This window comes from Pararhizobium sp. LjRoot238, assembly GCF_964252955.1.
Classification (GTDB): Bacteria; Pseudomonadota; Alphaproteobacteria; order Rhizobiales; family Rhizobiaceae; genus Pararhizobium.
On sequence record NZ_CAXUPP020000001.1, the window covers coordinates 1,366,368 to 1,387,400 of the forward strand.

Below are 21,033 nucleotides of genomic sequence, written 5' to 3' on the forward strand. Positions count from 1 at the left end.
CGCGTGGCGAGCGGGACGTGCGAAAAGAGCAATCTATCTGTGATCGACCTAGGCCGTGGTGACGATTTAACTATTTGAGCCAGATTGCGATGGCGGCGAGTTTGACGAAGCCCATGAAGTTTGCCAGCAATTTGTCGTATCGGGTTGCCACTCGTCGGAACTGTTTGAGTTTGCTGAAGAAGCGTTCGATACGGTTGCGTTCCTTGTAGAGGTCGGCGTTATAGGGATGCTGGATTTTGCGGTTTTGCTTTGGCGGGATGACGACTTCAGCACCCGCTTCGGCGATCTTGTCGCGTAAATGGTCTGCGTCATAGCCTTTGTCGGCGATTGCCGCATCCGTCTCGAAACCCTCGACCAACTGATGTGCAAGGGTGATGTCGTTGCGCTGTCCGGGACTGCCGATCAGGCGCACCGGAAGCCCCAGAGCCTCCGTCGCGGCATGGATCTTGGTGCTCAATCCGCCGCGAGACCGACCCAGGCCCTGGGCATCCGCCCCCCTTTTTCCTTGCGCGCTCCGGCGGCATGCTGGTGGGCTCGCACAATGGTGCTATCGATCATCAGCCATTCCAGGTCGGCTTCGCGGGCAAGGACGGCAAGCATGTCGTCGAGCACACCCATCTCGATCCAGCGATAATAGCGTCGCTTGACCGAGCGGTAATCGCCCAGCCGCTCAGGCAGGTCACGCCAGCGGCCACCAGAACGAGCCATCCATAGCAACGCATCCAGAAAAAGCCGGTTGTTGGTTCGCGGACCGCGTTTGCCCTTGGTCCCGCCGGGCACAATCGCCTTGATACGCTCCCACTGATCATCCCGAAGAGCATCGCAATCCATCACTGACCTCCAAAAGTCAGTGTTGAATCTGATTTGAAACCCTTTGGGAACCTTAAAACCTTAAATCGTCACCACGGCCTAGTGAGGGGGGGTTGCCCCGCCTGCTTTTCCCAAAGGTCGTGGTACAAGGGGTTGTCTCGAAGCAGGTCGTCGTGGGTTCCTACTGCAGAGATTCGTCCAGCGTCCAGAACGACAATTCTATCGAAATCTCTGATCGTAGACAGGCGGTGCGCAACAGCAATTACAGTAGTATTTTTCGAGATGGAAGCTATTGCCTGCTGGATGAGAGTTTCGCTGTTCGAGTCCAGCGCCGACGTCGCCTCATCGAGTATCAGGATCGGCCGTTTCTGCATGAATGCTCGCGCTAACAGTATGCGCTGTTGCTGCCCTCCCGACAGCTTTGCGCCGCGGTCTCCCACAATCACATGATAGCCGCTTTGCTTTCCATCTGAGGACAGTCCATCGATGAAGCTTTTTGCGTCTGACATACTTGCAGCGTTCACAACGTCTTGGAATGAGAACTCTGTTACGCCAAAAGCTATGTTGTCTTTGATAGAGCGATGAAAGAGTGAATCGCTCTGTGAAACGACGGCAAAGCTACTCCTTAACTTTGCCAGAGGTATCTCTTTTATATTCACGCCGTCGAACGTTATCTCGCCCGATGAGACGTCATAAAGCCGGAGCAGCAAGTCTATCAGTGTTGATTTTCCGGCGCCGGATGGGCCTACAATCCCGACTTTCTGCCCCGGTTGAATTTTTAGTTGAATATCACGAAGGATCGTGGGGCTTCCGTTCTCATAGGCGAAGGCAACTTTAGACAGCTCGATCACAGGAGGTTTCTCGAATCTCCCTGCATCATCGACCGGAGCAGTTATTTTCGGGCGAGGGTCGATCGTCGGCCGGGCATCTTTAATCGCCCCAAGGCTCTGGGTGAGCCCCTCCCATATGGACACGAACCATCCGGCATCCGCGGCCATGCCACTCGCCAATGTTACCCCCGCGACGAACTCACCCGGAGAAACGGATTGAGCGCTCAGGCCATAAATACCTAAAGCAAGGATAGCCGCGACTAACCCCGTGTTGAGCACCCGTATCGACAGACCGGTTATCGTTGTCAGCCGGTTGATTTGCATGCTGTTAAAATTCTGCTTCTCGATGGAGGCATAAACGAAGTCATTCTCTGCCCTATACACAAATGACGTTTTAATTGCTCTTATATTGGAAAAGTATTCTGTCACCGCTCCGTTAACGATACTGGCGGTTTCGGAAATTCTCTGCGCCTGAACATTGACTTTGGGAGCTAACCATACCGCAAATACGCCGTTTAATACTATCCAGACCAACACCGGAACAAGAAACAGCGGTGCCAAGTATGAGACCAAGACAGCTGACCCGATGAAGCGAATGAAGCCCATCGGAAAGCGGCCAGCCAGCAACTCTGCGCCAGATTGGACTGCCGTCGATATTTGGTTGATGCGTCCCGTTACCTGCCCGGCATGCATGGCATTGAAGTAGGACATATCGTGGCGAGCCGCAGCTTTATGGGACTGCCACAATGACGATGCCTTGGTTTGGCTCTTCAGCGACTGCATGCGTAGCATGTAGTTGACCAGCCAGATCAAAGGATCCAGGAGGGCATATGCAAGGATCAAGACACCAAATCTCCGCAGATTGTCAGGTGACAGCTCCATGGCTCGCGAATAGGCCACGACATCAACGAGATGCGACACTGCCCACAGTTTCGCGAGCTCGAAGCCGGTCAAAATCATGCCGGTGACGGCGGAAGCGACAATAACCCATTTGAACGGCTTCAAAAATGTCCAGAGAACACGAAAAGCGCCTGAGTCACTTTGCAGGTTCAGTTCATGATCTCGGATTGAGACGAGGCGCTCAAATCTTCCGAAAAGGTCTTTTATCATCTCGCTCGTTCAATTTGCGACAATTTCACCGACGACATCAGTGCTCTCAGGGCGTGTAAGACCTATTGAGAGTCCCTTTGCCAGTTCCTCCATAGAAACGCTTGAATGCGCTGGGTGATTAGCCCGACGGCAAAACAAGTTTATGCAAAAGAAAGTTGTAATTGTGGTTGAAATTAGTCAACTACACCCTGTGGTAGGGATGGCCGGAGAGAATTGTGACGGCGCGGTAGAGTTGTTCGGCGATCAGGATGCGCACCAGCTGGTGCGGCCAGGTCATCTTGCCGAGGCAGATGACGGCGTCCGCCTTGCTATGAAGCGAGGGGTCGAGCCCGTCGGCGCCGCCGATCGCCAGCATCAGGTCGCGTTTGCCGCTGTCGCGGAAGGAGCCGATGAGGGAGGCGAAACCTTCCGAATCCAGCGCCTTGCCGCGCTCGTCGAGCAGGATGAGAAGGCTGGCATCGGGGAGGGATTTTTCAAGCAGGGCCGCTTCTTCGCGCTTGCGCGTATCGGCGCTCGAGGCGCGGCTTTCGGGCACTTCGGTGACGCGGGACAATTCGAGGCCGATCGCCGGACCTGCCTTGGAAAAGCGATCGAGATAGCGGGCCGCAAGATCCTTCTCCGGGCCGGCCTTGAGACGCCCGACGGCAAAAAGACCCACCCGCATGTCGTTTCCTCGATTTTTCGGCGCACCAATAGCATACAGGCTTTTCCGCGATGGCCGCCTGAACACGCAGTCGATTTGTTCCGGCGAAATGCCGGTTCCGCTATTCCGTTCTGCTACTGGTCGCAGTCAGATGATTTCACCTGTGCGACCGTCACAGGATCCGAAATTTCCACTATCGTCCACCGCGTCCGTAAAGGACGCCCGGCGCCTAGTGCAAAGTGCCGTCTTCCATATCCGGCGCGGCCCACATCTTTTCGATGTTGTAGAACTCGCGGATTTCCGGACGGAACACGTGGATGATGATGTCACCGCTGTCGATCAGCACCCAGTCACCGGTTTCCATGCCTTCGACGCGGGCATTGCCATAGCCTTCGTCCTTCAGGTCGGTCATCAGGTGATCGGCGATCGCCATGACATGCCTGTTCGACCGCCCGGAGACAACGACCATGTAGTCTCCCAGCGCCGATTTTCCGGCAATGTTGATGGTGACAGTATCTTCTGCTTTTGAGTCCTCGAGACTGCTGAGGACCAGGTGAAGAGCACGGGCAGCGGCTTCGTCGCTGCGATCCGGGCTTTGCGGGAAAATGCGGCTGACATTTCCCTTCGCGTGTACTGTTGTCAGGGTCTTTCCTTTCCAGTTGAACAGAACAGGCACCACGATTCGATTGTCGGTCGAACCGCTACGCTAAATGTAGGCACCAATGCCTTAACGTTTCAAGACATGAGAAGTAAATGACGGTTAATCATTGTTCATGATTTCGCCCGAAGCGCCGTTGAACTGAGCGGCGAGCGCGGTCCGTGAATGAAGGTCCAGGCCGGGGCCTTGCGCCAGGCGAGGCTTGCGGCATGGGCTTCGTCGACACGTGCATAGTCGAAAGTCCTTGCCATCTTCGAGGAAAGATAGGAGAGCGTAGCACCTGGGCGGTCGATGACGGCGATGGGATAAGTACGGGCGATTTTCTGCCAGTCCTGCCAGAGATGGAAGTTTTTCAGGTTATCGGCGCCCATGATCCAGACGAAACGGATGTCGCGGTTTCGTTCGCGGATCTTCTCCAGCGTCCGTGCCGTGTAGCTTTGCCCAAGCGACTGCTCGAACGCGGTCACCTTGATGCGCGGATCGAAGGCGATCGCCTCGCTGAGCCTTATGCGCTCTGCAAGGGGTGCGAGATGGTTGCGGTTCTTCAAGGGATTGCCGGGCGTTACCATCCACCAGAGCTGATCGAGGCCAAGACGGCGGAGCGCGATATCGGCAACCAGCACATGGCCTTCATGGGGCGGATTGAAGGAGCCGCCGAACAGGCCGACCGTCATGCCGCGCTCCACATGCGGCATTTTCAGATAGAATCGATCGACGCCGTCCGGATGCCCTTGATGCACTTAAGTCCGTACCTGACCGGCGCCGCGCACCCTGTATTTGAACGAGGTGAGCTGTTCGACGCCGACGGGGCCGCGCGCATGCATCTTGCCGGTGGCGATGCCGATCTCACCGCCCATGCCGAACTCGCCACCATCGGCAAACTGGGTGGACGCATTGTGCAGGAGGATGGCCGAATCGACCTCGGCGAAGAAGCGTTCGACGACCGCCGGGTCCTCGGCAATCACCGCTTCGGTATGGGAGGACGACCAGGTGGCGATGTGGTCGATGGCGCCATCGATGCCATCGACGAGCGTCACCGAGATGATCGAGTCGAGATATTCCGTCGCCCAATCCTCTTCCGTCGCCGCAATCAGCCCCGGCACGATGGCGCGAATGTCGTCGCTGGCGCGGACTTCGCAACCGGCATCGCGAAGCGCGGCAATGAGGGGTGCGACGAACTTATCTTTCGCCTTGCGGTCGATCAGCAGGGTCTCGGCCGAGCCGCAAATGCCGGTGCGGCGCATCTTGGCGTTGACGACAATCTTCATCGCCATTTCCAGATCCGCCGAAGCATCGACATAGACGTGGCAAAGGCCTTCGAGATGGGCAAAGACAGGCACGCGTGCCTCGTTCTGGACGCGCGCCACAAGGCTCTTGCCGCCGCGCGGAACGATGACGTCGATCGTGCCGCCAAGACCCGTCAGCATGGCGCCGACGGCGGAGCGGTCGGCGACCGGCACCATCTGGATCGCATGCTCTGGAAGGCCGGCGTCCTTCAGTCCCTGCACCAGGCAGGAATGAACAGCCTGCGATGAATGCAGGCTGTCGGACCCGCCGCGCAGGATCACGGCGTTACCCGCCTTGAGGCAAAGCGCACCGGCGTCCGCCGTCACATTGGGGCGGCTTTCATAGATGACGCCAATGACGCCGAGCGGCGTGCGGACCCGCTCGATATGCAGGCCGTTCGGGCGGTCCCATTCGGCGATAATGTCGCCGACAGGGTCCGGAAGCTCGGCAATGGCACGGATGGCGTTGGCCATATCGAGCACGCGGCTTTCCGACAGCGTCAGGCGGTCCAGGAACGAGGCGGCGACGCCGGTTTCGCGGGCATGTTCCAGGTCGAGCGCGTTGGCGGCCAGGATGTCGTCCTTCCGGGCGACGATATTGCTCGCCATGCTGACAAGGGCGGCGTGCTTGCGTTCGGCGGAAGCGGTGGCGAGCGGGCGGCTGGCGGCGCGGGCCTGCCTGCCGATCACGGCCATGAGTTCCTGGATTTCCTTTTTCCTCACGTCGTCAAGCATGCGCGTCGCTCCTCACCGCATCCGTTCCCCGCTTTGCCGGTGCCGTCATCACCATGTCATCGCGATGCACCATCGCGGCGCGGCCTGCGTATCCCAGAATAACGGCGATTTCCGCCGATTTCTTGCCGGCGATCTGGCGCGCTTCGTCGGCGTCGTAACCGGCAAGCCCGCGGGCAATCTCGCGGCCTTCGGCGCCGATGATGGCAATCGTATCGCCGCGGCTGAAGGAGCCGGTGACCTGGCGGACGCCGGCAGGAAGCAGGCTCTTGCCCGAGCGAAGCGCCGCTTCGGCGCCGGCATCGATGGCAAGGGTACCAGCCGGCAGCAACTGCCCGGCAATCCAGGTCTTTCGCGCTGTCACCGGTGTTCGAGAGGGTGCGAACCAGGAGGAGCGGGCGCCGGCGCCGATCGCTGAGAGCGGATGATCGACCTTTCCTGACGCGATGATCATGGCGCAGCCGGCGCCGGTCGCGATCTTGCCGGCATCGATCTTGGTGCGCATGCCGCCGCGCGACAGTTCGGAGGCAGCCCCGCCCGCCATCGCCTCGATCTCCGGGGTGATTTCCGCGATGGTTTCGAGGAAACGGGCATTCGGATCGAGATGCGGCGGAGCGGTATAGAGCCCGTCGATGTCGGAGAGAAGGACAAGCAGGTCCGCACCGGTCATGGTGGCGACGCGGGCGGCGAGCCGATCGTTGTCGCCATAGCGGATTTCAGTGGTCGCGACCGTGTCGTTCTCGTTGATGATCGGCACGGCGCCCATCTTGAGGAGCTGGCTGATCGTCGCGCGGGCGTTGAGATAGCGGCGGCGCTCTTCGGTATCGCCCAGCGTCAGGAGGATCTGGCCGGCGACGATCTCGCCGGTCGAAAGGCTTTCCGACCAGGCGCGGGCGAGCGCGATCTGGCCGACGGCCGCCGCCGCCTGGCTTTCCTCGAGCTTCAGCACGCCAGAGGCGAGATCAAGCACCGAGCGGCCGAGCGCAATGGCACCGGAGGAGACGACCAGAACGTCGACACCCTTGGTCCTTAGTGCGGCGATATCGGCGCACATGGCGTTCAGCCATTGTTTCTTCAGGCCGGTCTTACGATCGACGAGCAGGGCCGAGCCGATCTTGATCACAATCCGGCGGTATTTTTCCAGCGGTTTGCGGGTCGTCGCCATATCAGTCGTCGTCCCCGTAGGTCTGAGCGCGGACGATGACGTCGCGCAGCGCCCGCAGCGTATCGGTCATGCCGGTGCCGACGACGGCCGACAGGAGCAGCGGCGTCTGGCCGCTCGCCTTGGCGAGTGCCTTCTGCTTCTTCTTCAGCTCGTCGGGATCAAGCACGTCGATCTGCGACAAGGCGACGATTTCCGGTTTGTCGGTGAGCTCGCCGCCGTAGGCTTCGAGCTCGTGTTTCACTGTCTTGTAGGCCTTGGCAACATTCTCTTCCTGCGCCGAGACGAGATGCAACAGGACGCGGGTGCGCTCGACATGGCCGAGGAAACGGTCGCCGAGGCCGACGCCGTCATGGGCGCCTTCGATCAGGCCCGGAATATCGGCAAGGATGAATTCGCGGCCGTCGATCGTCGCGACGCCGAGGTTCGGATGCAGCGTCGTGAACGGATAGTTGGCGATCTTCGGCCTGGCGCGTGTCGTCGTTGCGAGAAAGGTCGACTTGCCGGCATTGGGCAGGCCGACGAGGCCGGCATCGGCGATCAGCTTCAGCCTGAGCCAGATGGTCTTTTCCTCGCCCTCCAGGCCAGGATTGGCCCAGCTCGGCGCCTGGTTGGTCGCGGACTTGAAATGCGCGTTGCCGAAGCCGCCATTGCCGCCGGCGGCCAGCCGGAAACGTTGGCCCTCGACGATCATGTCGATGATCAGCGTCTCGCCGTCTTCCTCGAAAATCTGCGTGCCGACAGGCACCTTCAGCGTCACGTCGGCGCCGCCGGCGCCGGTGCGGTTGCGGCCCATGCCGTGAATGCCGGTGCCGCCCTTGAAATGCTGCTGGAAACGGAAATCGATCAGCGTGTTCAGGCCGTTGACGGCCTCGACCCAGACATCGCCGCCGCGGCCGCCGTCGCCGCCGTCCGGGCCGCCGAATTCGATGAATTTCTCGCGCCGGAACGACACCGCGCCAGCCCCGCCGTCGCCCGAGCGGATATAGACTTTTGCTTCGTCGAGAAATTTCATCGCACTGCCATCTGGTTTGTGTATTTGCCTGCCGTATTTGCCGCCATCGATATAGGCGCCTGCCCCGGAGGTCAAAGAATATCGTGAAGTTTTTGAGCTATAACATCCAGTACGGCGTCGGTCTCGACGGCCGTTTTGACCCCGAACGCGTTGCCAGAAGTCTTGAAGGCGCCGACGTCATCGCGCTGCAGGAAGTGACGCGGAATTTTCATCGCAACGGCAACGCTGACCTTGTCGCGATTTTCCGCGATCTCAAGCCGCAATACTTCTGCGCCTTCTGGCCAGCCTGCGAGGTAGACGCCGGGTCGGTGATCGAGAATGGCCGCGCCGTCGACAAGCGCTTCCAGTTCGGCAACATGATCCTGTCGCGCTTCCCGATCTTGTCCACACGGCTCATTCCCTTGCCGCGCACCCGCACGATCATCGCCGATGAACCTGCAGCGTGGCGCAACCGAGGCGCTGATCGATACGCCAACCGGCCCTCTGCGCGTCTATTCCGTGCATCTCGATCACGTCTCTCCCACTGAGCGCATCGCCCAGATCACCTATCTGAAGGACCGGGCGCTTTCCTATGCCATCGAAGGCGGGGCCACGACTGGCGGAGCCGATTTCGGCTTTGACGAGCTGCCGCATCCGGACGATTTCGTCCTGATGGGCGATTTCAACATGGTGCCGGAGGGGCCGGAATATTGTGCGATGGCCGGCGCGCGCGACGCCTTTTACGGACGCTCGCTGCGCCTTGAAAACCCGGTCGATGCCCTGGCGCATCTCGGCCGGCTGACGCCGGAAAGCTATAGCTGGATCGATCCCGCCGATCATAACAAGCGCATGCATCTCGACTATTGTTTCCTGAGCAGCGGACTGGTGCCGCGATTGAAGGATGCCTGGATCGACTTTGCTGCCGCGGGCTCCGATCACCTGCCGGTTGGCTTCGAGCTCGCATGAAAGCAATAAGCCCGCGGATATGACGCCGCGGGCTTTGCATTCGGTGTCACGGCGTGCGCAGATCGGCTGCCGTGATCCGGGTTTCGATATGGCTCACCATGCCATTGCGGGCCAGCGCATAAATCTGGGCGCAGCCGGTGATCTCGAAACCGAGCTTCTTCTGCAGCTTCAACGAGCCCGCATTGTCGGCAAACACGCCGGAATGCAGTACGGTGTCCGGCATGCGCCGGAAAAACCGCTCTATCGCCGCGTAGGCCGCCTCGCTGGCGTAGCCGCGGCCCCAGTAGTAGCGGTTCAGCCAGTAGCCGAGATGCCATTGTCCATGCATAAGCTCGATGCCGACGCAGCCGATATGGACATCATCGCCGGTGGTGATCGCCAGCGTCCAATCGCGGCCGAGTCCTGCCGTCTGGCGCATCAGCCAGTCGAGTGCATCCTGCCGGTGGTACGGCACGGGCACGCGCGCCAGCATGCGCGAGATCTGGTAGTCGCCAAGCGACTGAGCCACGGCATCCGCATCGGAGAGCCGGTGCGGACGCAGTGTCAGCCGCGCGGTTTCGATGACCGGGCAGGGGCCGGGATCGGGACGGGCCACGACCTTCGGCCGTTCAACAAGATGAGCGGTCATCGCAGACCTCCCCAGCTTCTGAGCGACATCCAGGTCTTGCGGTCGAGCCGGTACCATTCGACCGACATCATGCCGCCGAGCGCCAGGCTGTCGACCATACCGCTTCCCTGGAACTGGAAGCCGCATTTCTGGATGACCCGCCGCGAGGCGACGTTCATGACCCGGCAGCGCGCATCGATCTGGTCGATGTCGCGGGTGCGGAAGGCCATATCGGTCAGCGCCTGTGCGGCTTCGGTGGCATAACCCTTGTTCCAGTGCGGTTCGCCCAGCCAATAGCCGAGTTCCGCCGTCTTGCCGTCGGGATGCGGCTCGATACCGCAACAACCCAGGAATGCGCCATTATCCGCTTTGGTAATCGCATAGACGCACTTGCCAATCGCGCCCGTCTTCGTACGGCGTACGAAATCCGCGGCATCGGCAACCGTGTACGGGTGCGGCATGCGCGAGACCATGGTGGCGATATTGGCGTTGTTGGCAAGATGGGCAAGGGCGTCGATATCGTCTTCATGGGGCGCGCGCAAAACGAGCCTGGGCGATAACAATATCGGGCAATCGGTCCTTGACCGCTGAGGCCTTGGCCTCTCTTCGGGAGACCGCGATTGGCTCTCCCTCATCAATTCGCTCTGCATGGTCAGTCCTCCAAGACGTGAAAAAGGGGAGTTGGGTCTTGCCCCATCTCCCCTTTTGATCTTGGTCTGAACCAGGTGCGGTCAGCCGGGTCGATGAGACGCCGGCTGTTTTAGAGCGCTACCGGCTTATTCCGCTGCTTCGGCTTTCGGCATTACAGACACGTACACGCGGCCATTGGCCTTCGTACGGAAGTCCACGTTGCCCGCCGTAAGCGCAAAAATCGTGTGATCCTTGCCGAGGCCGACATTGGCGCCCGGATGCCACTGCGTGCCGCGCTGACGCACGATGATGTTGCCCGGAATGACGACTTCGCCGCCGAACTTCTTCACGCCAAGGCGCTTGGATTCGGAATCACGACCGTTACGCGATGAACCGCCAGCTTTTTTGTGTGCCATTGGTGTTCTCCTTTAAACCTTAGATCCGTTGTCTCAGTTTGCAGCTTCGGCGGCGGCTTCAGACGTCTTGGAAGCCTTCTTCGCCTTGCCGGCGGCAGCGATGTCCAGGATGCGGACAGTCGTCTGATGCTGGCGATGACCGCGCGAACGCTTCGAGTTCTGGCGACGGCGCTTCTTGAAGGCGATGACCTTCTTGGCGCGGCCCTGTTCCACAACTTCGGCGCTGACAACGGCACCTTCGACAAACGGAGCGCCGATGGTTGCGTCTGCGCCGACGCCGACCATCAGGATCTCGGTGAATTCAATCTTGTCGCCTGCGGCGCCGTCGAGCTTTTCGATCGTGACGACATCGTTGGCGGCCACGCGGTACTGCTTACCGCCGGTCTTGATGACTGCGAACATTTTTTATCCTTTCATGTTCGTTCCGGCTCTCCGCTTGAAGAAAGCGGGGCCGTCTTTTTGCCAGTCGGACATGACAAGGCCTCAGGACCTTGCCGGTGAACGGGCGCAATAGACACCCGGCGCGGTGAGGACATGCCACACCACTTCAATTGCGCGGATTAATGGAAGCTGCGAAAACTGTCAAGGCAGGCGTCACGAATTCGTCAAATATTCCTTGCCCCTACCCCTTGTCATCCCGCCAAACTGCCGCTATGAACCGCCTCGCGCTCAAAGGCGCCGACCAAAACATCCGGAGAGGTGGCAGAGTGGTCGAATGCACCGCACTCGAAATGCGGCATACCTGCAAGGGTATCGTGGGTTCAAATCCCACCCTCTCCGCCATTCGTTGGGTCACTCTTCCCCAATTACCCGCAAGCTCTTGGGTTTCCTCGCAAATTCCTGACCGATTGCCCTCAAAAGGGAAGTTCAGTCATGAATGTATCGCGCATTGTATCGCTCCATGTACAGTCCGATGTATCGCCGGACGCGGAAATGATTTCCGCGAAGAAACGGAATCGCAAGCTTAAAAAGCGATCGTCCGGGCTCTATCTGGTCAGAAGCGGCGGCATCTACCTTTTTCAGATCAGATTGCCGAAACGCATCGGCGGCGGCGCAGGCTCGCGACCGATACGCGTTAGCCTCGGTGCTCTGCCGCATCAGGAAGCAAGGGAGCTTGCCGATGCGCTGGCGGCATTGGCGCGAACAGTGTTCAAGGAGATCGAAAAGAGAATGGCTGGCTACGAGGGACCCGATCTGGCGCACATCGTGAGTGCCTTCGCTGACGATGATATTCCTGCCGACGACTGGCCATTCGAGTTCGCGACGCTGATTCTCAAAGGCGGACTGTTCGACTTGCGCGAGCCCGCGCGAGCCCCGACGCCGGAAGAGGCCAAAGGGCTCGATATGATGCGCGGGCTTGTGCGCATCGGTCGGGAGGTTTCGGCGAAGCAGTCCGGGCAGCCTCATGATGAGATGATTGCCGACAACGCAGACATGCTCGTCACACGGCATATCGCCAAATATGAAGAAATGGCCGGGCCTATTTCGATTCCCGAGCAGCTCTATTCATCTACCCAGATGCCCATGCCACCTGCACAGACCGCGATGCCAATTGCTCCTTCGATCAAGCGATCGAAGAAAGGGCCGATTTCACGTTTGGAAACGCCTGCGTTCAAGGCGGACCGTCGAACCGTCGAGCGCAAGCCGTCCACGAAACCTCTGTTCAGCCAGATCGCATCCGAATATCTGACGCTGCGTCAATCAGGCAAGTCCGGGAAAAGCACGGACCTCGACATCGCGGAATTCCGTCTCAATCTGTTCGTCGAGCTGATCGGCGACCATCCGATCGACACATACACGCCGACTGACTTACAAGCCTTCATCGACCTCATGAAATATTGGCCGGCTAAGCAGAAGGATCGGGATAGCAACCTGACACCACGCGAGATCATTGCCAGCAACCAGGATTTCCACCTGGAAACCTTGGCGCTCAAAACGTTGCAGGAAGGGTATGTCGCGGTTGTCAAAACGGTCTTTGGGTCCCGCACGACCACATATGACTATTCCAACCCGATTGCTGGCACGAAATTGGTTTATCCGGATTCCGCCAGGGACAGTGTTCCAACAGAACCTTTATCCAAAAAGAAGGTCGAGCTGCTGCTCAACACGGGTGTGCAGTCGGGTCTGTTGGACAATGCAATGCTGCCACTCCTCGGCCTGCTGACCGGAAGACGGCTCGGTTTGCTGGTGCATCTCCAAGGCATCGATTTCCGCGAAAAGTTCGAAGGCGTATGGGTAGCGCAGACTGGCGGCATCGTCTACGGCGACGGTGTCTGGCGACGAGTTCCGTACAAGACAAATGCCAGCGTCAGCTTTTTCGTTCTCCACAATTTCCTCGTTGAAATCGGGTTCCCGCAGTGGGCGAAAGAACAAGGTGGTGAGTATATTTTCCGAGAACTCATGAGACTGGCCGATCCAAGCAAGAGCGCTTCATCCTACATGACACGTCTGATGGCGGAGGCTGGAATCAAGGATGTTGCGCAGGAGAAATTTCACTCCCTAAGAGCAGGGTATATATCGGCCTCTGGTGATGAAGGTATCGAAGCCCGTGATCGCAAGCTGCAAGCGGGTCACGAACTCGGAGCCGATGAGCATGAGCTGTATGGCTTCAAGACGTTGACCGAGACGAAAGCTCGGCAGATTGCGTATATGCCGCTCCCCGACATCGATCTAACTCCGTACCGGGGCCTGGATTTCGATAAGCTTGCAAAGGCGAAGCGTAAGCGAGGACGCAAAACAAAACGCGGTTGAGCTTATGCGGCGGCCTACCCTGCTAAGGTTTGCAGCCAAGACCCAAAGGTCAGCACAGAGAGGCAGTAGGCCGAAATAACTTCCGCTTTGCGCCATGAGCGGTCATGCCCGCGCATCGAAGACGGTGCTGGATGCAGCACGTTGCGCCATGACTTGGCGAAGTCTATCGACACCGCTTGGTATCTGGCGAACTGGCATGGACGCATATCCAAAGATGAAGCCGGCACGTCGCTCCGCCGGATTAGCGAACAACCGCGAGACTGGATAGATTCCAATGCCGTTGTGCCGGGCGTTGTCCGCAATGCTTTGTTCGTCCCGACCGCCAAACTCATTGAACCAGACAACCACATGAAGACCCGCCGATGTCCCAATGATCTCGATCTTTTCCCCGAAGGCTGCGACCATGGCATCGAGAAAGATGCCCCGACGCTCGGCGTTAGCCCGTCGCATCTTTCGCACATGCCGCTCATAGCCACCGGACTCGATGAACATGGCGAGCGCCTCCTGCTCAAATAGGGAAGTGTGCCGGTCCATGATTTGCTTACACCGCACGAACGGCTCGATGAGTAACTCGGGCAAGACGAGATAGCCCAAGCGCAATGTCGGAGACAAAGTCTTCGAAGCCGTCCCGACATAGATCACCCGTCCGCGGCCCGAGAGATAGAGCGGTGGGATCGGGCGTACATCGTAACGGTATTCGCCGTCATAGTCGTCTTCGACGACAAATGCGTTTCCGGCCACGGCCCAGTCCACCAGTTGCCGCCGACGACCGACGGAAAGGACTCCCCCCAAGGGAAATTGATGGCTCGGCGTGACGCAGGCAAGCGCATAGCCAACAGGATCAGGCAGGCTGGACGTGTCCAACCCCTCTTCATCGCACTTGATGGCGGTCGGCATCGCTCCAAGGGTGACCAAGACGTTGCGGGCCATCGCATAGCAAGGCTCCTCGATCAGCACCTTGTCGCCCGGATCGACAAGGACCCTCGCACAGAGGTCCAACGCCTGCTGTGAACCGTTGACGATGACGATCTGCTCGGGTGTGCATCGAATGCCACGTGCCCGCCATAGATATCCCTGTAGCGCCTGCCGGAGCGCCGGACTGCCGGCCGGATTTCCATAGCTGAGGCGGTCCCGGTGGGCGAGAACCGCCGACCCCAATGCCTTCCTCCATGCCAGTTTCGGGAAGTCGCCGGGAGCGACATCCCCATACCGGAAGTCATAGTCGAGCGACCCTGTTGCGCCCGGGACATTGGAGGGTAGGTCCATGGCGCGAGCCGCATAGGCCGACAGTCTCACACTCGACCTGGGCCGTGTGACTTTGGACGTATCGCAACTCGCGACGACATTCCCGGCGACGATGGCCCTCGCGCCATGGCGCACGTGGACATAACCTTCCGAAGTGAGTTGCTCGAAGGCGGCCGTCACGGTCGTGCGGGAAACGCCGAGTTCCTCCGCCAATGCCCGCGTCGACGGCAGCCTGTCTCCGACAGCATAGACACCCGTTGCGATCTGGTCCCGCAATCCGAGATAGATGGCGCGCGAGGTCCCGATTTTTTCGCCGCCTTCGCCTAACTGGACCATGATTTTCGTCATGAACTGGCACTCCGTTTCATGCCAGTTGGATGCGATAACGGGGCCAAGTCAAGGGAGACCTTCATGTACACGCCTCCAGCATTCATCGTCGCCGACAGGTCCGAGCTCTATGAGATGATTCGCCAGTGTCATCTCGCCAACTTCATCACCGCAACTGCGACGGGGCCGATGGCCACGCCGTTGCCGATGTTTCTCGACGAAAGCGAGGGCGACATTGGGGTGCTCTATGCGCATCTCGCCCGGCCCAATCCGCAATGGCAAGCGAACGTGGTGGGAGATGGACTGGCGGTCTTTATGGGACCGGACGCCTATGTAACACCCTCGTGGTACGCAACGAAAGCTGAGCATGGAAAGGTCGTTCCAACGTGGAACTACGCCGCGGTTCACGCTTCCGGTCCGGTCGAGTTTTTCGACGATGCCGATCGGCTGCTCGACGTCGTCAGCCGTCTGACAAACATGCATGAATCTTCTCGCAAAGCGCCCTGGGCCGTAACGGACGCTCCGGAGAATTACATCAAGGCGCAATTGCGCGGGATCGTCGGCATTCGCATGCCGATCGTCAATCTGCAGGGAAAGCGGAAGATGAGCCAGAACCGCCCCGAAGAGGATCGCAAGGGCGTCAAGCGCGGCATCGAGGAACGTGGTGAGCGGCACGACATTGCCGTTGCCGCCATGGTTCCGACCTAAGTACTGGACTGGAGAGAACGCCAGATGTTCAAATTGCCCACAATCGACGACCGCATCGCGACTATAGCACCCGGCTTCAGGGCGATGAGCATCATCGTCGATGCGACCTCCGCCGCCGAAGGAAAACAGGATCACGATATTCTGAGCGACGCCTGCGCGTTCGTGACCACCGGAGGACCTTCATGGGCAGATGCCCACCTGGCGAGTTGGGCGGATGCCTATCAACGTTTCGGCGCGAAGCCAAACCGGACGCCTTGTTCGGCGCAGGCGCTGCGCAAGCGCGTTCTCAAGGACGGTCGAATGCCGCCGATCAACCCCGTTGTCGATCTCTACAATGCCGTCAGCCTCCGTTACGCCATTCCGGTCGGTGGCGAGAATGCGGATGCCTATGTCGGGCATCCTTTCCTGACCATCGCCGACGGCACCGAGGATTTCGACACGGTGATGAACGGAGAGGCCGTGCTCGAGCATCCGGAACTGGGAGAAGTCATCTGGCGCGACGATGCGGGCGTGACATGTCGGCGCTGGAATTGGCGTCAAGGCACGCGGACCCGTCTTGAGCATATAGGCGGTCGCATGTGGTTCGTCCTTGAAGCCATGGATACGATGCCGGAGAACGCACTGCTTGAAGCGACGTCGATGCTGGCCGACGGCCTCGCGACGCTCATGCCGGGGAGCATTGTCGGATCGACACGGATTCCGTTGCCTTGATCCGGCGCTTCGAGTTGAACCGACCCTGATGCACTAAAGCGCGGCGCTGGACGACCCGCGCCGACGACCCTAGCCGGGACGGTCTGACCCAATCTGGAGGACCGAAGGGCCCATTGGCCGGTTGCACGGCCCCATGTCCGTAATCACGAACCGCCGAAATATGATAACCTCTCGATGCTCAGGGGGGAGCGACATGGTGGGAGGCGCGGCGGAGGATATGTTATGGAATCCGATGTATCGCGTACCCGCCGCCCGTGGAACAAGGGCATTCTCGTAGGCCAAAAGCGACCACTACAGCCGAAAAACGTATGGTCAATTCGAGTGCGCCTGACAGGCAACCTCCGCGCTGTCCAAATCCTTCTTGGGCACACCAAACTCGAAAGCACCGTTCGGTACCTCTGGATCGAAATCGAAGACGCGTTGCGAATTGCCGAACAGATAGAGCTTTGAAACGATGACCATCGGCCGAGGCCGGTGGTCACCATCGCGGCAATAGGAGACATGGGCTTTGAGGCCTAACACTATTTCCGCTGTCTATGCCGGAAAGCATCTACGAACGCCGAGAAGGCTGGCGAAGGATTGCGCCGGCTCGGATAATAGAGATGGTAGCCCTGGAAGGTCGGACACCAGTCCGAAAGCACCTGCCGCAGCCGCCCACGTTCGACATGTCGCAAGACGAGGTCCGTGGGCACATAGGCAAGACCGATGCCGTCCAACGCAGCGTCTATCGCGGGAGCGATGTTGCTCAAGGTGAGCTGGCCCTCCACCCGCACGCTGAACTCACGGCCGTCGCGCTCGAATTCCCAGGCATAAAGCCCCCCGGACGTTGGAAGGCGAAGGTTGACGCAATTGTGGCCTGTTAGGTCCTGCGGGATTGACGGTGACCCGTGCCGTTCCAGATAGTCGGGCGAGGCAACAACGGAATACGACACGTCGGGTCCTATGCGTACGGCCACCATGTCACGGGCGACGGCCTCGCCAAGACGAACGCCTGCATCGAACTGTCGCTCGACAATGTTGGTGAATCCGTTGTCGACAATGATTTCTACCGTCACATCGGAGAAGTCCCGCAGAAATGCCGAGAGCCGGCGGCGGAACACAAGCTCGACTGCGTCGTCGGGGCAGACGATCCGGACCTCACCAGACGGCTTGTCGCGCAGCGCGCTGATGGCGCTGATGCCCACGGTGATGCTGTCGAAATGGGGCTGGATGCTCTCCATAAGACGTTCGCCGGCCGCCGTGGGTGCGACATCCCGGGTTGTGCGGGAAAGAAGCCGAATGCCCAGCCGCTCTTCCAGCGCGCTGACTGTGTGACTGAGGGCCGAGCGTGTGAGGCCAAGCTTGGCGGCAGCGCGCGTGAAGCTCCGCTCCTTGGCAACTTCCAAGAATGCTCTCATCTCGGTGAACTCGTCCCGCCGCATTGTTGAATCTCCTTCACCTCGACATGCAGATTATGCCTTCTAGTCCATCTAAACCCATTTGGCTATCTATTGCGGCAACCGCCCAGGAGAGTCAGGAATGACAATTGAGCTGACAGCGAATGACGCAATCCCGGCAGAAACCGTAGAAACCCCATGGGCGGCCGTGACCTGCCTGTCGCTCCTGACCTTTCTTCTGGTCGGATTGGAGTTCCTGCCGGTCAGCCTCCTGACTCCGATCGCCGGAGAACTATCGGTATCGGAAGGACAGGCCGGGATGGCCATCACCGTCTCGGGCGTCTTCGCTGTAATGACCAGCCTCTTCGGCAACGGCTTTCTGTCGAAATGGGACAGGAAGGCAGTCGTCCTGCTCTACACCGGGGTTCTAGTCCTCTCCAGTCTGACAGTCGCCCTCGCTCCCAACTTCGCCGTCTTTCTCGCGGGTCGGGCTCTTGTCGGCGTCGCGATCGGCGGTTTCTGGTCGCTGTCGACAGCCATCCTCGCACGCCTCGCTTTGAAGTCGGAGCTGCCGAAGGCCATCGCTCTGCTCCAGGGTGGCACCGCACTCGCCATCGTTGTCGCGGCTCCTCTCGGAAGCTTTCTCGGCGGGCTGATCGGCTGGCGCGGGACCTTCCTGATCACGGTTCCCATCGGTCTCGTCGCCCTGATCTGGCAATTTGCCGTTCTGCAGAAGATGCCTGCGACGGAAACCGTGTCGATCGGCCGGATGTTGCGCCTCTTGCGCAACCGCGCCTTCCTGATCGGAATGGCGGCGACGGGTCTCGTCTTCATGGGGATGAACGCGCTTTCGATCTATCTGCGTCCGTTTCTCGAAGGTGTCACCGGGGTGGAACTCAACACGCTCTCGCTGATGCTTCTGGGTGTCGGACTCGGCGGTTTGGCCGGGACTTCCCTGATTGGCTTCGTTCTGCGCCGACACCTGACCGCCGCGCTTATTGGTCTGCCGGGCACGGTCGCCCTGATCGCTCTCCTGCTGATCGGCTTCGGGTCTTCACCGTGGGCCACCGCGGTCCTTCTCGTGCTCTGGGGATTCTTCTCGACCCCGACCCCGGTGGCCTGGAACACTTGGATGGCGAGGCTGGTCCCCGGTGAACTGGAAGCGGCGGGCGGTATCCAGGTCGCTTTGATCCAGTTGGCCATTGCAGGCGGGGCGTTTGCAGGCGGCGTTCTTTTCGACATCGCAGGCTGGTGGAGCGCTTTCCTTCTGGCCGCCCTCCTTCTTGCGGGCTCCGCCGCGTTCGGAGCGCTCGCCGGCCGCCGCGTTTGACCTCTCAACAATCTCGAACAGGAGAACATCATGACTCAAGGAATCGAAAATAAAGTCGTCGTCATCACCGGCGCGAGCAGCGGACTGGGAGAAGCTACGGCACGGCATCTCGCCGAGCGAGGTGCCACCGTGGTGCTCGGTGCCCGGCGGCGCGACCGCATCGATGCACTGGCCGACGAACTCACCGCAAAGGGCTATAAGGCCAGGGCGGTCCAAACAGATGTCACGGACAGGCAGCAGGTTAGCAACCTGGTGGACACGGCGGTGAGCGAATTCGGCCTCATCGACGTCATGCTGAACAATGCGGGCCTGATGCCGCTTGCCCCGCTCGAACGTCTCAAGGTGGACGAGTGGGACCGCATGATCGACGTCAACATCAAGGGGGTGCTCTACGGCATCGCCGCCGCGCTGCCGCATATGAAGGCGCGAAAGTCCGGCCACATCATCAATGTCTCGTCGGTTTATGGGCATGTCGTCGATCCCGGTGCTGCCGTCTATTGCGCCACCAAGTTCGCCGTCCGCGCGCTCTCCGAAGGACTGCGCAAGGAAGTCAAGCCCTACAATATCCGGACGACCATCATCTCGCCCGGAGCCGTCAGCACCGAGCTTCTCGATCATATCAGCGAGAAGGATATCCAGGCAGGCACGAAGGATTTCGTGAGCAAGATCGCCGTGGGTGCGGACACCTTCGCCCGGACGATCGCCTTCGCGGTAAACGAGCCAGACGATGTCGACATCAACGAAATCCTGTTCCGGCCCACGGCGCAACCAGTTTAACAGGACCCGCATCATGACGACGAACACCTTGGCTATGACCCGGCGGGGGATCATAGGTGGAGCTCTGGCCGCCGCGGCTTTGCCCTTTGCGGTACGTGGGCAGGACGGCCGCGATCCCACCAGCCAGGAGCCGACCGACGTCAAGATCAGAATGACCTTCAACGACCTGTCGCTGACGGCCACGCTCTACGACAATCCGTCAGCGCGCGATCTGGCTTCTATGCTTCCCCTCGAGCTAAGGATCGAGGACTTTGGCACCAACGAAAAGATCGTCCATCTGCCGCGCAAGCTCACCGAGGACGGTAGCGGTCCGTTCACAAACGAGCGGCCCGGCGACCTCTGCTACTTCAAGCCATGGGGCAATCTTGCCCTGTTCTACGATGACTACCGCTGGGACGGGCTGATCCGTCTCGGCCGTTTCGACGGAGGTTTCGAGCCTCTATTCGTTCGCGGCGCATACCCCGTGCGCATCGTACGGATTTGAACCATCCTCGCTACCATTCGAAAAAGGAACAACCGCATGAAAAACTTCAAGATCGCGCTCTTGGCGCTGGCGCTGGCCGCATCCTCTCCCGCCTTCGCAGATGACAGCATGTCCCCGATAACAGGAACTTGGCGCATGACATCGTTGAAGGTGACCGGCGCAAGCGGCAAGCAGACGGAAATCCCCTATTCCGGCCAGGTAATCTTCTCCCAAGGCGGAACGCTCTCCGTCCAGGCAATGAACCCGGACGCCGCTGCGAAGCCGACGCCCTACACGGCAAACGGCTACGAGGCCTACTATGGCCCCGTCGAAGTCGACGAAACCAAAAAGACGTTCGCCATCACCGTGGAGTCGTCACTTGTCCGCAGTCTCGTCGGTCAGCGCATGGAGCGCAGGTTCGAGGTCGATGCCGACCAGCTCACGATCACTCCCGCCGATCCCAAGGAAGGCTGGCGCGTGACCTACGAACGGCTCTGAGGA

General features: G+C 59.7%; 21 protein-coding genes, 1 tRNA gene and 1 pseudogene. 9 read left to right on the forward strand and 14 right to left on the reverse strand.

The features are described 5' to 3' along the window. Positions 1 to 70: 70 nt before the first annotated feature. From ACSQ3F_RS06785 to obgE, 8 genes are all read right to left on the reverse strand, one after another. A protein-coding gene (locus ACSQ3F_RS06785; protein WP_436099515.1) for an IS5 family transposase occupies positions 71 to 831 on the reverse strand; the annotation gives its coding sequence in 2 pieces (ribosomal slippage) (positions 71 to 492 and positions 492 to 831; 762 coding nt in all). Positions 832 to 899: 68 nt separating this feature from the next. Further along, entirely contained in the window at positions 900 to 2,750 is a 1,851-nt protein-coding gene (locus ACSQ3F_RS06790) for an ABC transporter ATP-binding protein (protein WP_436099516.1), read from the reverse strand. Between the two features lie 181 nt (positions 2,751 to 2,931). After that, on the reverse strand, positions 2,932 to 3,414 hold the full coding sequence (rlmH, locus tag ACSQ3F_RS06795) for a 23S rRNA (pseudouridine(1915)-N(3))-methyltransferase RlmH (RefSeq protein WP_436099517.1): 483 nt from the start codon (positions 3,412 to 3,414) through the stop codon (positions 2,932 to 2,934). A 208-nt stretch (positions 3,415 to 3,622) separates the two neighbouring features. Beyond that, on the reverse strand, positions 3,623 to 4,069 hold the full coding sequence (gene rsfS, locus ACSQ3F_RS06800; RefSeq protein WP_436099518.1) for a ribosome silencing factor: 447 nt from the start codon (positions 4,067 to 4,069) through the stop codon (positions 3,623 to 3,625). A 95-nt stretch (positions 4,070 to 4,164) separates the two neighbouring features. Continuing rightward, a complete protein-coding gene (locus ACSQ3F_RS06805; RefSeq protein WP_436102065.1) occupies positions 4,165 to 4,746 on the reverse strand; it encodes a nicotinate-nucleotide adenylyltransferase in 582 nt (193 codons plus the stop codon). Between the two features lie 45 nt (positions 4,747 to 4,791). After that, a complete protein-coding gene (locus tag ACSQ3F_RS06810; protein WP_436099519.1) occupies positions 4,792 to 6,072 on the reverse strand; it encodes a glutamate-5-semialdehyde dehydrogenase in 1,281 nt (426 codons plus the stop codon). Continuing rightward, entirely contained in the window at positions 6,065 to 7,234 is a 1,170-nt protein-coding gene (gene proB / locus ACSQ3F_RS06815) for a glutamate 5-kinase (RefSeq protein ID WP_436099520.1), read from the reverse strand. The genes ACSQ3F_RS06810 and proB overlap by 8 nt, the downstream gene beginning before the upstream one ends. Position 7,235: 1 nt before the next feature. Further along, complete coding sequence (gene obgE / locus ACSQ3F_RS06820; protein ID WP_436099521.1) at positions 7,236 to 8,246, reverse strand: GTPase ObgE; 1,011 nt, start codon at positions 8,244 to 8,246, stop codon at positions 7,236 to 7,238. 83 nt (positions 8,247 to 8,329) lie between these two features. On the opposite strand from obgE, the pseudogene ACSQ3F_RS06825 reads away from it, so the two are divergent. After that, a pseudogene (locus tag ACSQ3F_RS06825) lies at positions 8,330 to 9,191 on the forward strand (endonuclease/exonuclease/phosphatase family protein). 46 nt (positions 9,192 to 9,237) lie between these two features. Here ACSQ3F_RS06825 and ACSQ3F_RS06830 read toward each other — a convergent pair. From ACSQ3F_RS06830 to rplU, 4 genes are all read right to left on the reverse strand, one after another. Next, positions 9,238 to 9,819: a GNAT family N-acetyltransferase gene (locus tag ACSQ3F_RS06830; protein WP_436099522.1), complete on the reverse strand. Its 582-nt coding sequence runs from the start codon at positions 9,817 to 9,819 to the stop codon at positions 9,238 to 9,240. Next, positions 9,816 to 10,448, reverse strand: a complete 633-nt coding sequence (locus tag ACSQ3F_RS06835; RefSeq protein ID WP_436099523.1) for a GNAT family N-acetyltransferase — start codon at positions 10,446 to 10,448, stop codon at positions 9,816 to 9,818. Before ACSQ3F_RS06835 ends, ACSQ3F_RS06830 begins: the two co-directional genes overlap by 4 nt. A 126-nt stretch (positions 10,449 to 10,574) precedes the next feature. Beyond that, complete coding sequence (gene rpmA, locus ACSQ3F_RS06840) at positions 10,575 to 10,844, reverse strand: 50S ribosomal protein L27 (protein WP_037128768.1); 270 nt, start codon at positions 10,842 to 10,844, stop codon at positions 10,575 to 10,577. Between the two features lie 33 nt (positions 10,845 to 10,877). Further along, positions 10,878 to 11,246, reverse strand: a complete 369-nt coding sequence (rplU, locus tag ACSQ3F_RS06845; RefSeq protein WP_436099524.1) for a 50S ribosomal protein L21 — start codon at positions 11,244 to 11,246, stop codon at positions 10,878 to 10,880. 291 nt (positions 11,247 to 11,537) lie between these two features. On the opposite strand from rplU, the gene ACSQ3F_RS06850 reads away from it, so the two are divergent. Together ACSQ3F_RS06850 and ACSQ3F_RS06855 are read left to right on the forward strand one after the other, a co-directional pair. Beyond that, a tRNA-Ser gene (locus ACSQ3F_RS06850) sits at positions 11,538 to 11,627 on the forward strand. A gap of 90 nt (positions 11,628 to 11,717) precedes the next feature. Further along, on the forward strand, positions 11,718 to 13,595 hold the full coding sequence (locus tag ACSQ3F_RS06855) for a hypothetical protein (protein ID WP_436099525.1): 1,878 nt from the start codon (positions 11,718 to 11,720) through the stop codon (positions 13,593 to 13,595). A gap of 102 nt (positions 13,596 to 13,697) precedes the next feature. Here the strand turns inward: ACSQ3F_RS06855 and ACSQ3F_RS06860 are convergent, their stop codons facing one another. Then, complete coding sequence (locus ACSQ3F_RS06860) at positions 13,698 to 15,176, reverse strand: PLP-dependent aminotransferase family protein (protein ID WP_436102066.1); 1,479 nt, start codon at positions 15,174 to 15,176, stop codon at positions 13,698 to 13,700. 75 nt (positions 15,177 to 15,251) lie between these two features. Between ACSQ3F_RS06860 and ACSQ3F_RS06865 the strand changes: the two genes are divergently transcribed. Together ACSQ3F_RS06865 and ACSQ3F_RS06870 are read left to right on the forward strand one after the other, a co-directional pair. After that, complete coding sequence (locus ACSQ3F_RS06865) at positions 15,252 to 15,875, forward strand: FMN-binding negative transcriptional regulator (protein ID WP_436099526.1); 624 nt, start codon at positions 15,252 to 15,254, stop codon at positions 15,873 to 15,875. Between the two features lie 24 nt (positions 15,876 to 15,899). Then, positions 15,900 to 16,586, forward strand: coding sequence for a B3/B4 domain-containing protein (locus tag ACSQ3F_RS06870; protein ID WP_436099527.1), 687 nt, complete (start codon positions 15,900 to 15,902; stop codon positions 16,584 to 16,586). A 521-nt stretch (positions 16,587 to 17,107) separates the two neighbouring features. Here ACSQ3F_RS06870 and ACSQ3F_RS06875 read toward each other — a convergent pair. Beyond that, complete coding sequence (locus ACSQ3F_RS06875; RefSeq protein WP_436099528.1) at positions 17,108 to 18,007, reverse strand: LysR family transcriptional regulator; 900 nt, start codon at positions 18,005 to 18,007, stop codon at positions 17,108 to 17,110. Positions 18,008 to 18,104: 97 nt separating this feature from the next. On the opposite strand from ACSQ3F_RS06875, the gene ACSQ3F_RS06880 reads away from it, so the two are divergent. The 4 genes from ACSQ3F_RS06880 to ACSQ3F_RS06895 are packed head-to-tail and all read left to right on the forward strand — an operon-like array spanning position 18,105 to position 21,030. After that, positions 18,105 to 19,292, forward strand: coding sequence for an MFS transporter (locus ACSQ3F_RS06880; RefSeq protein WP_436099529.1), 1,188 nt, complete (start codon positions 18,105 to 18,107; stop codon positions 19,290 to 19,292). 30 nt (positions 19,293 to 19,322) lie between these two features. Next, positions 19,323 to 20,069, forward strand: a complete 747-nt coding sequence (locus tag ACSQ3F_RS06885) for an SDR family oxidoreductase (protein ID WP_436099530.1) — start codon at positions 19,323 to 19,325, stop codon at positions 20,067 to 20,069. A 13-nt stretch (positions 20,070 to 20,082) separates the two neighbouring features. After that, on the forward strand, positions 20,083 to 20,553 hold the full coding sequence (locus ACSQ3F_RS06890) for a cyclophilin-like fold protein (RefSeq protein WP_436099531.1): 471 nt from the start codon (positions 20,083 to 20,085) through the stop codon (positions 20,551 to 20,553). Positions 20,554 to 20,589: 36 nt separating this feature from the next. After that, complete coding sequence (locus ACSQ3F_RS06895; RefSeq protein ID WP_436099532.1) at positions 20,590 to 21,030, forward strand: lipocalin-like domain-containing protein; 441 nt, start codon at positions 20,590 to 20,592, stop codon at positions 21,028 to 21,030. The last annotated feature ends 3 nt before the right edge of the window (positions 21,031 to 21,033 follow it).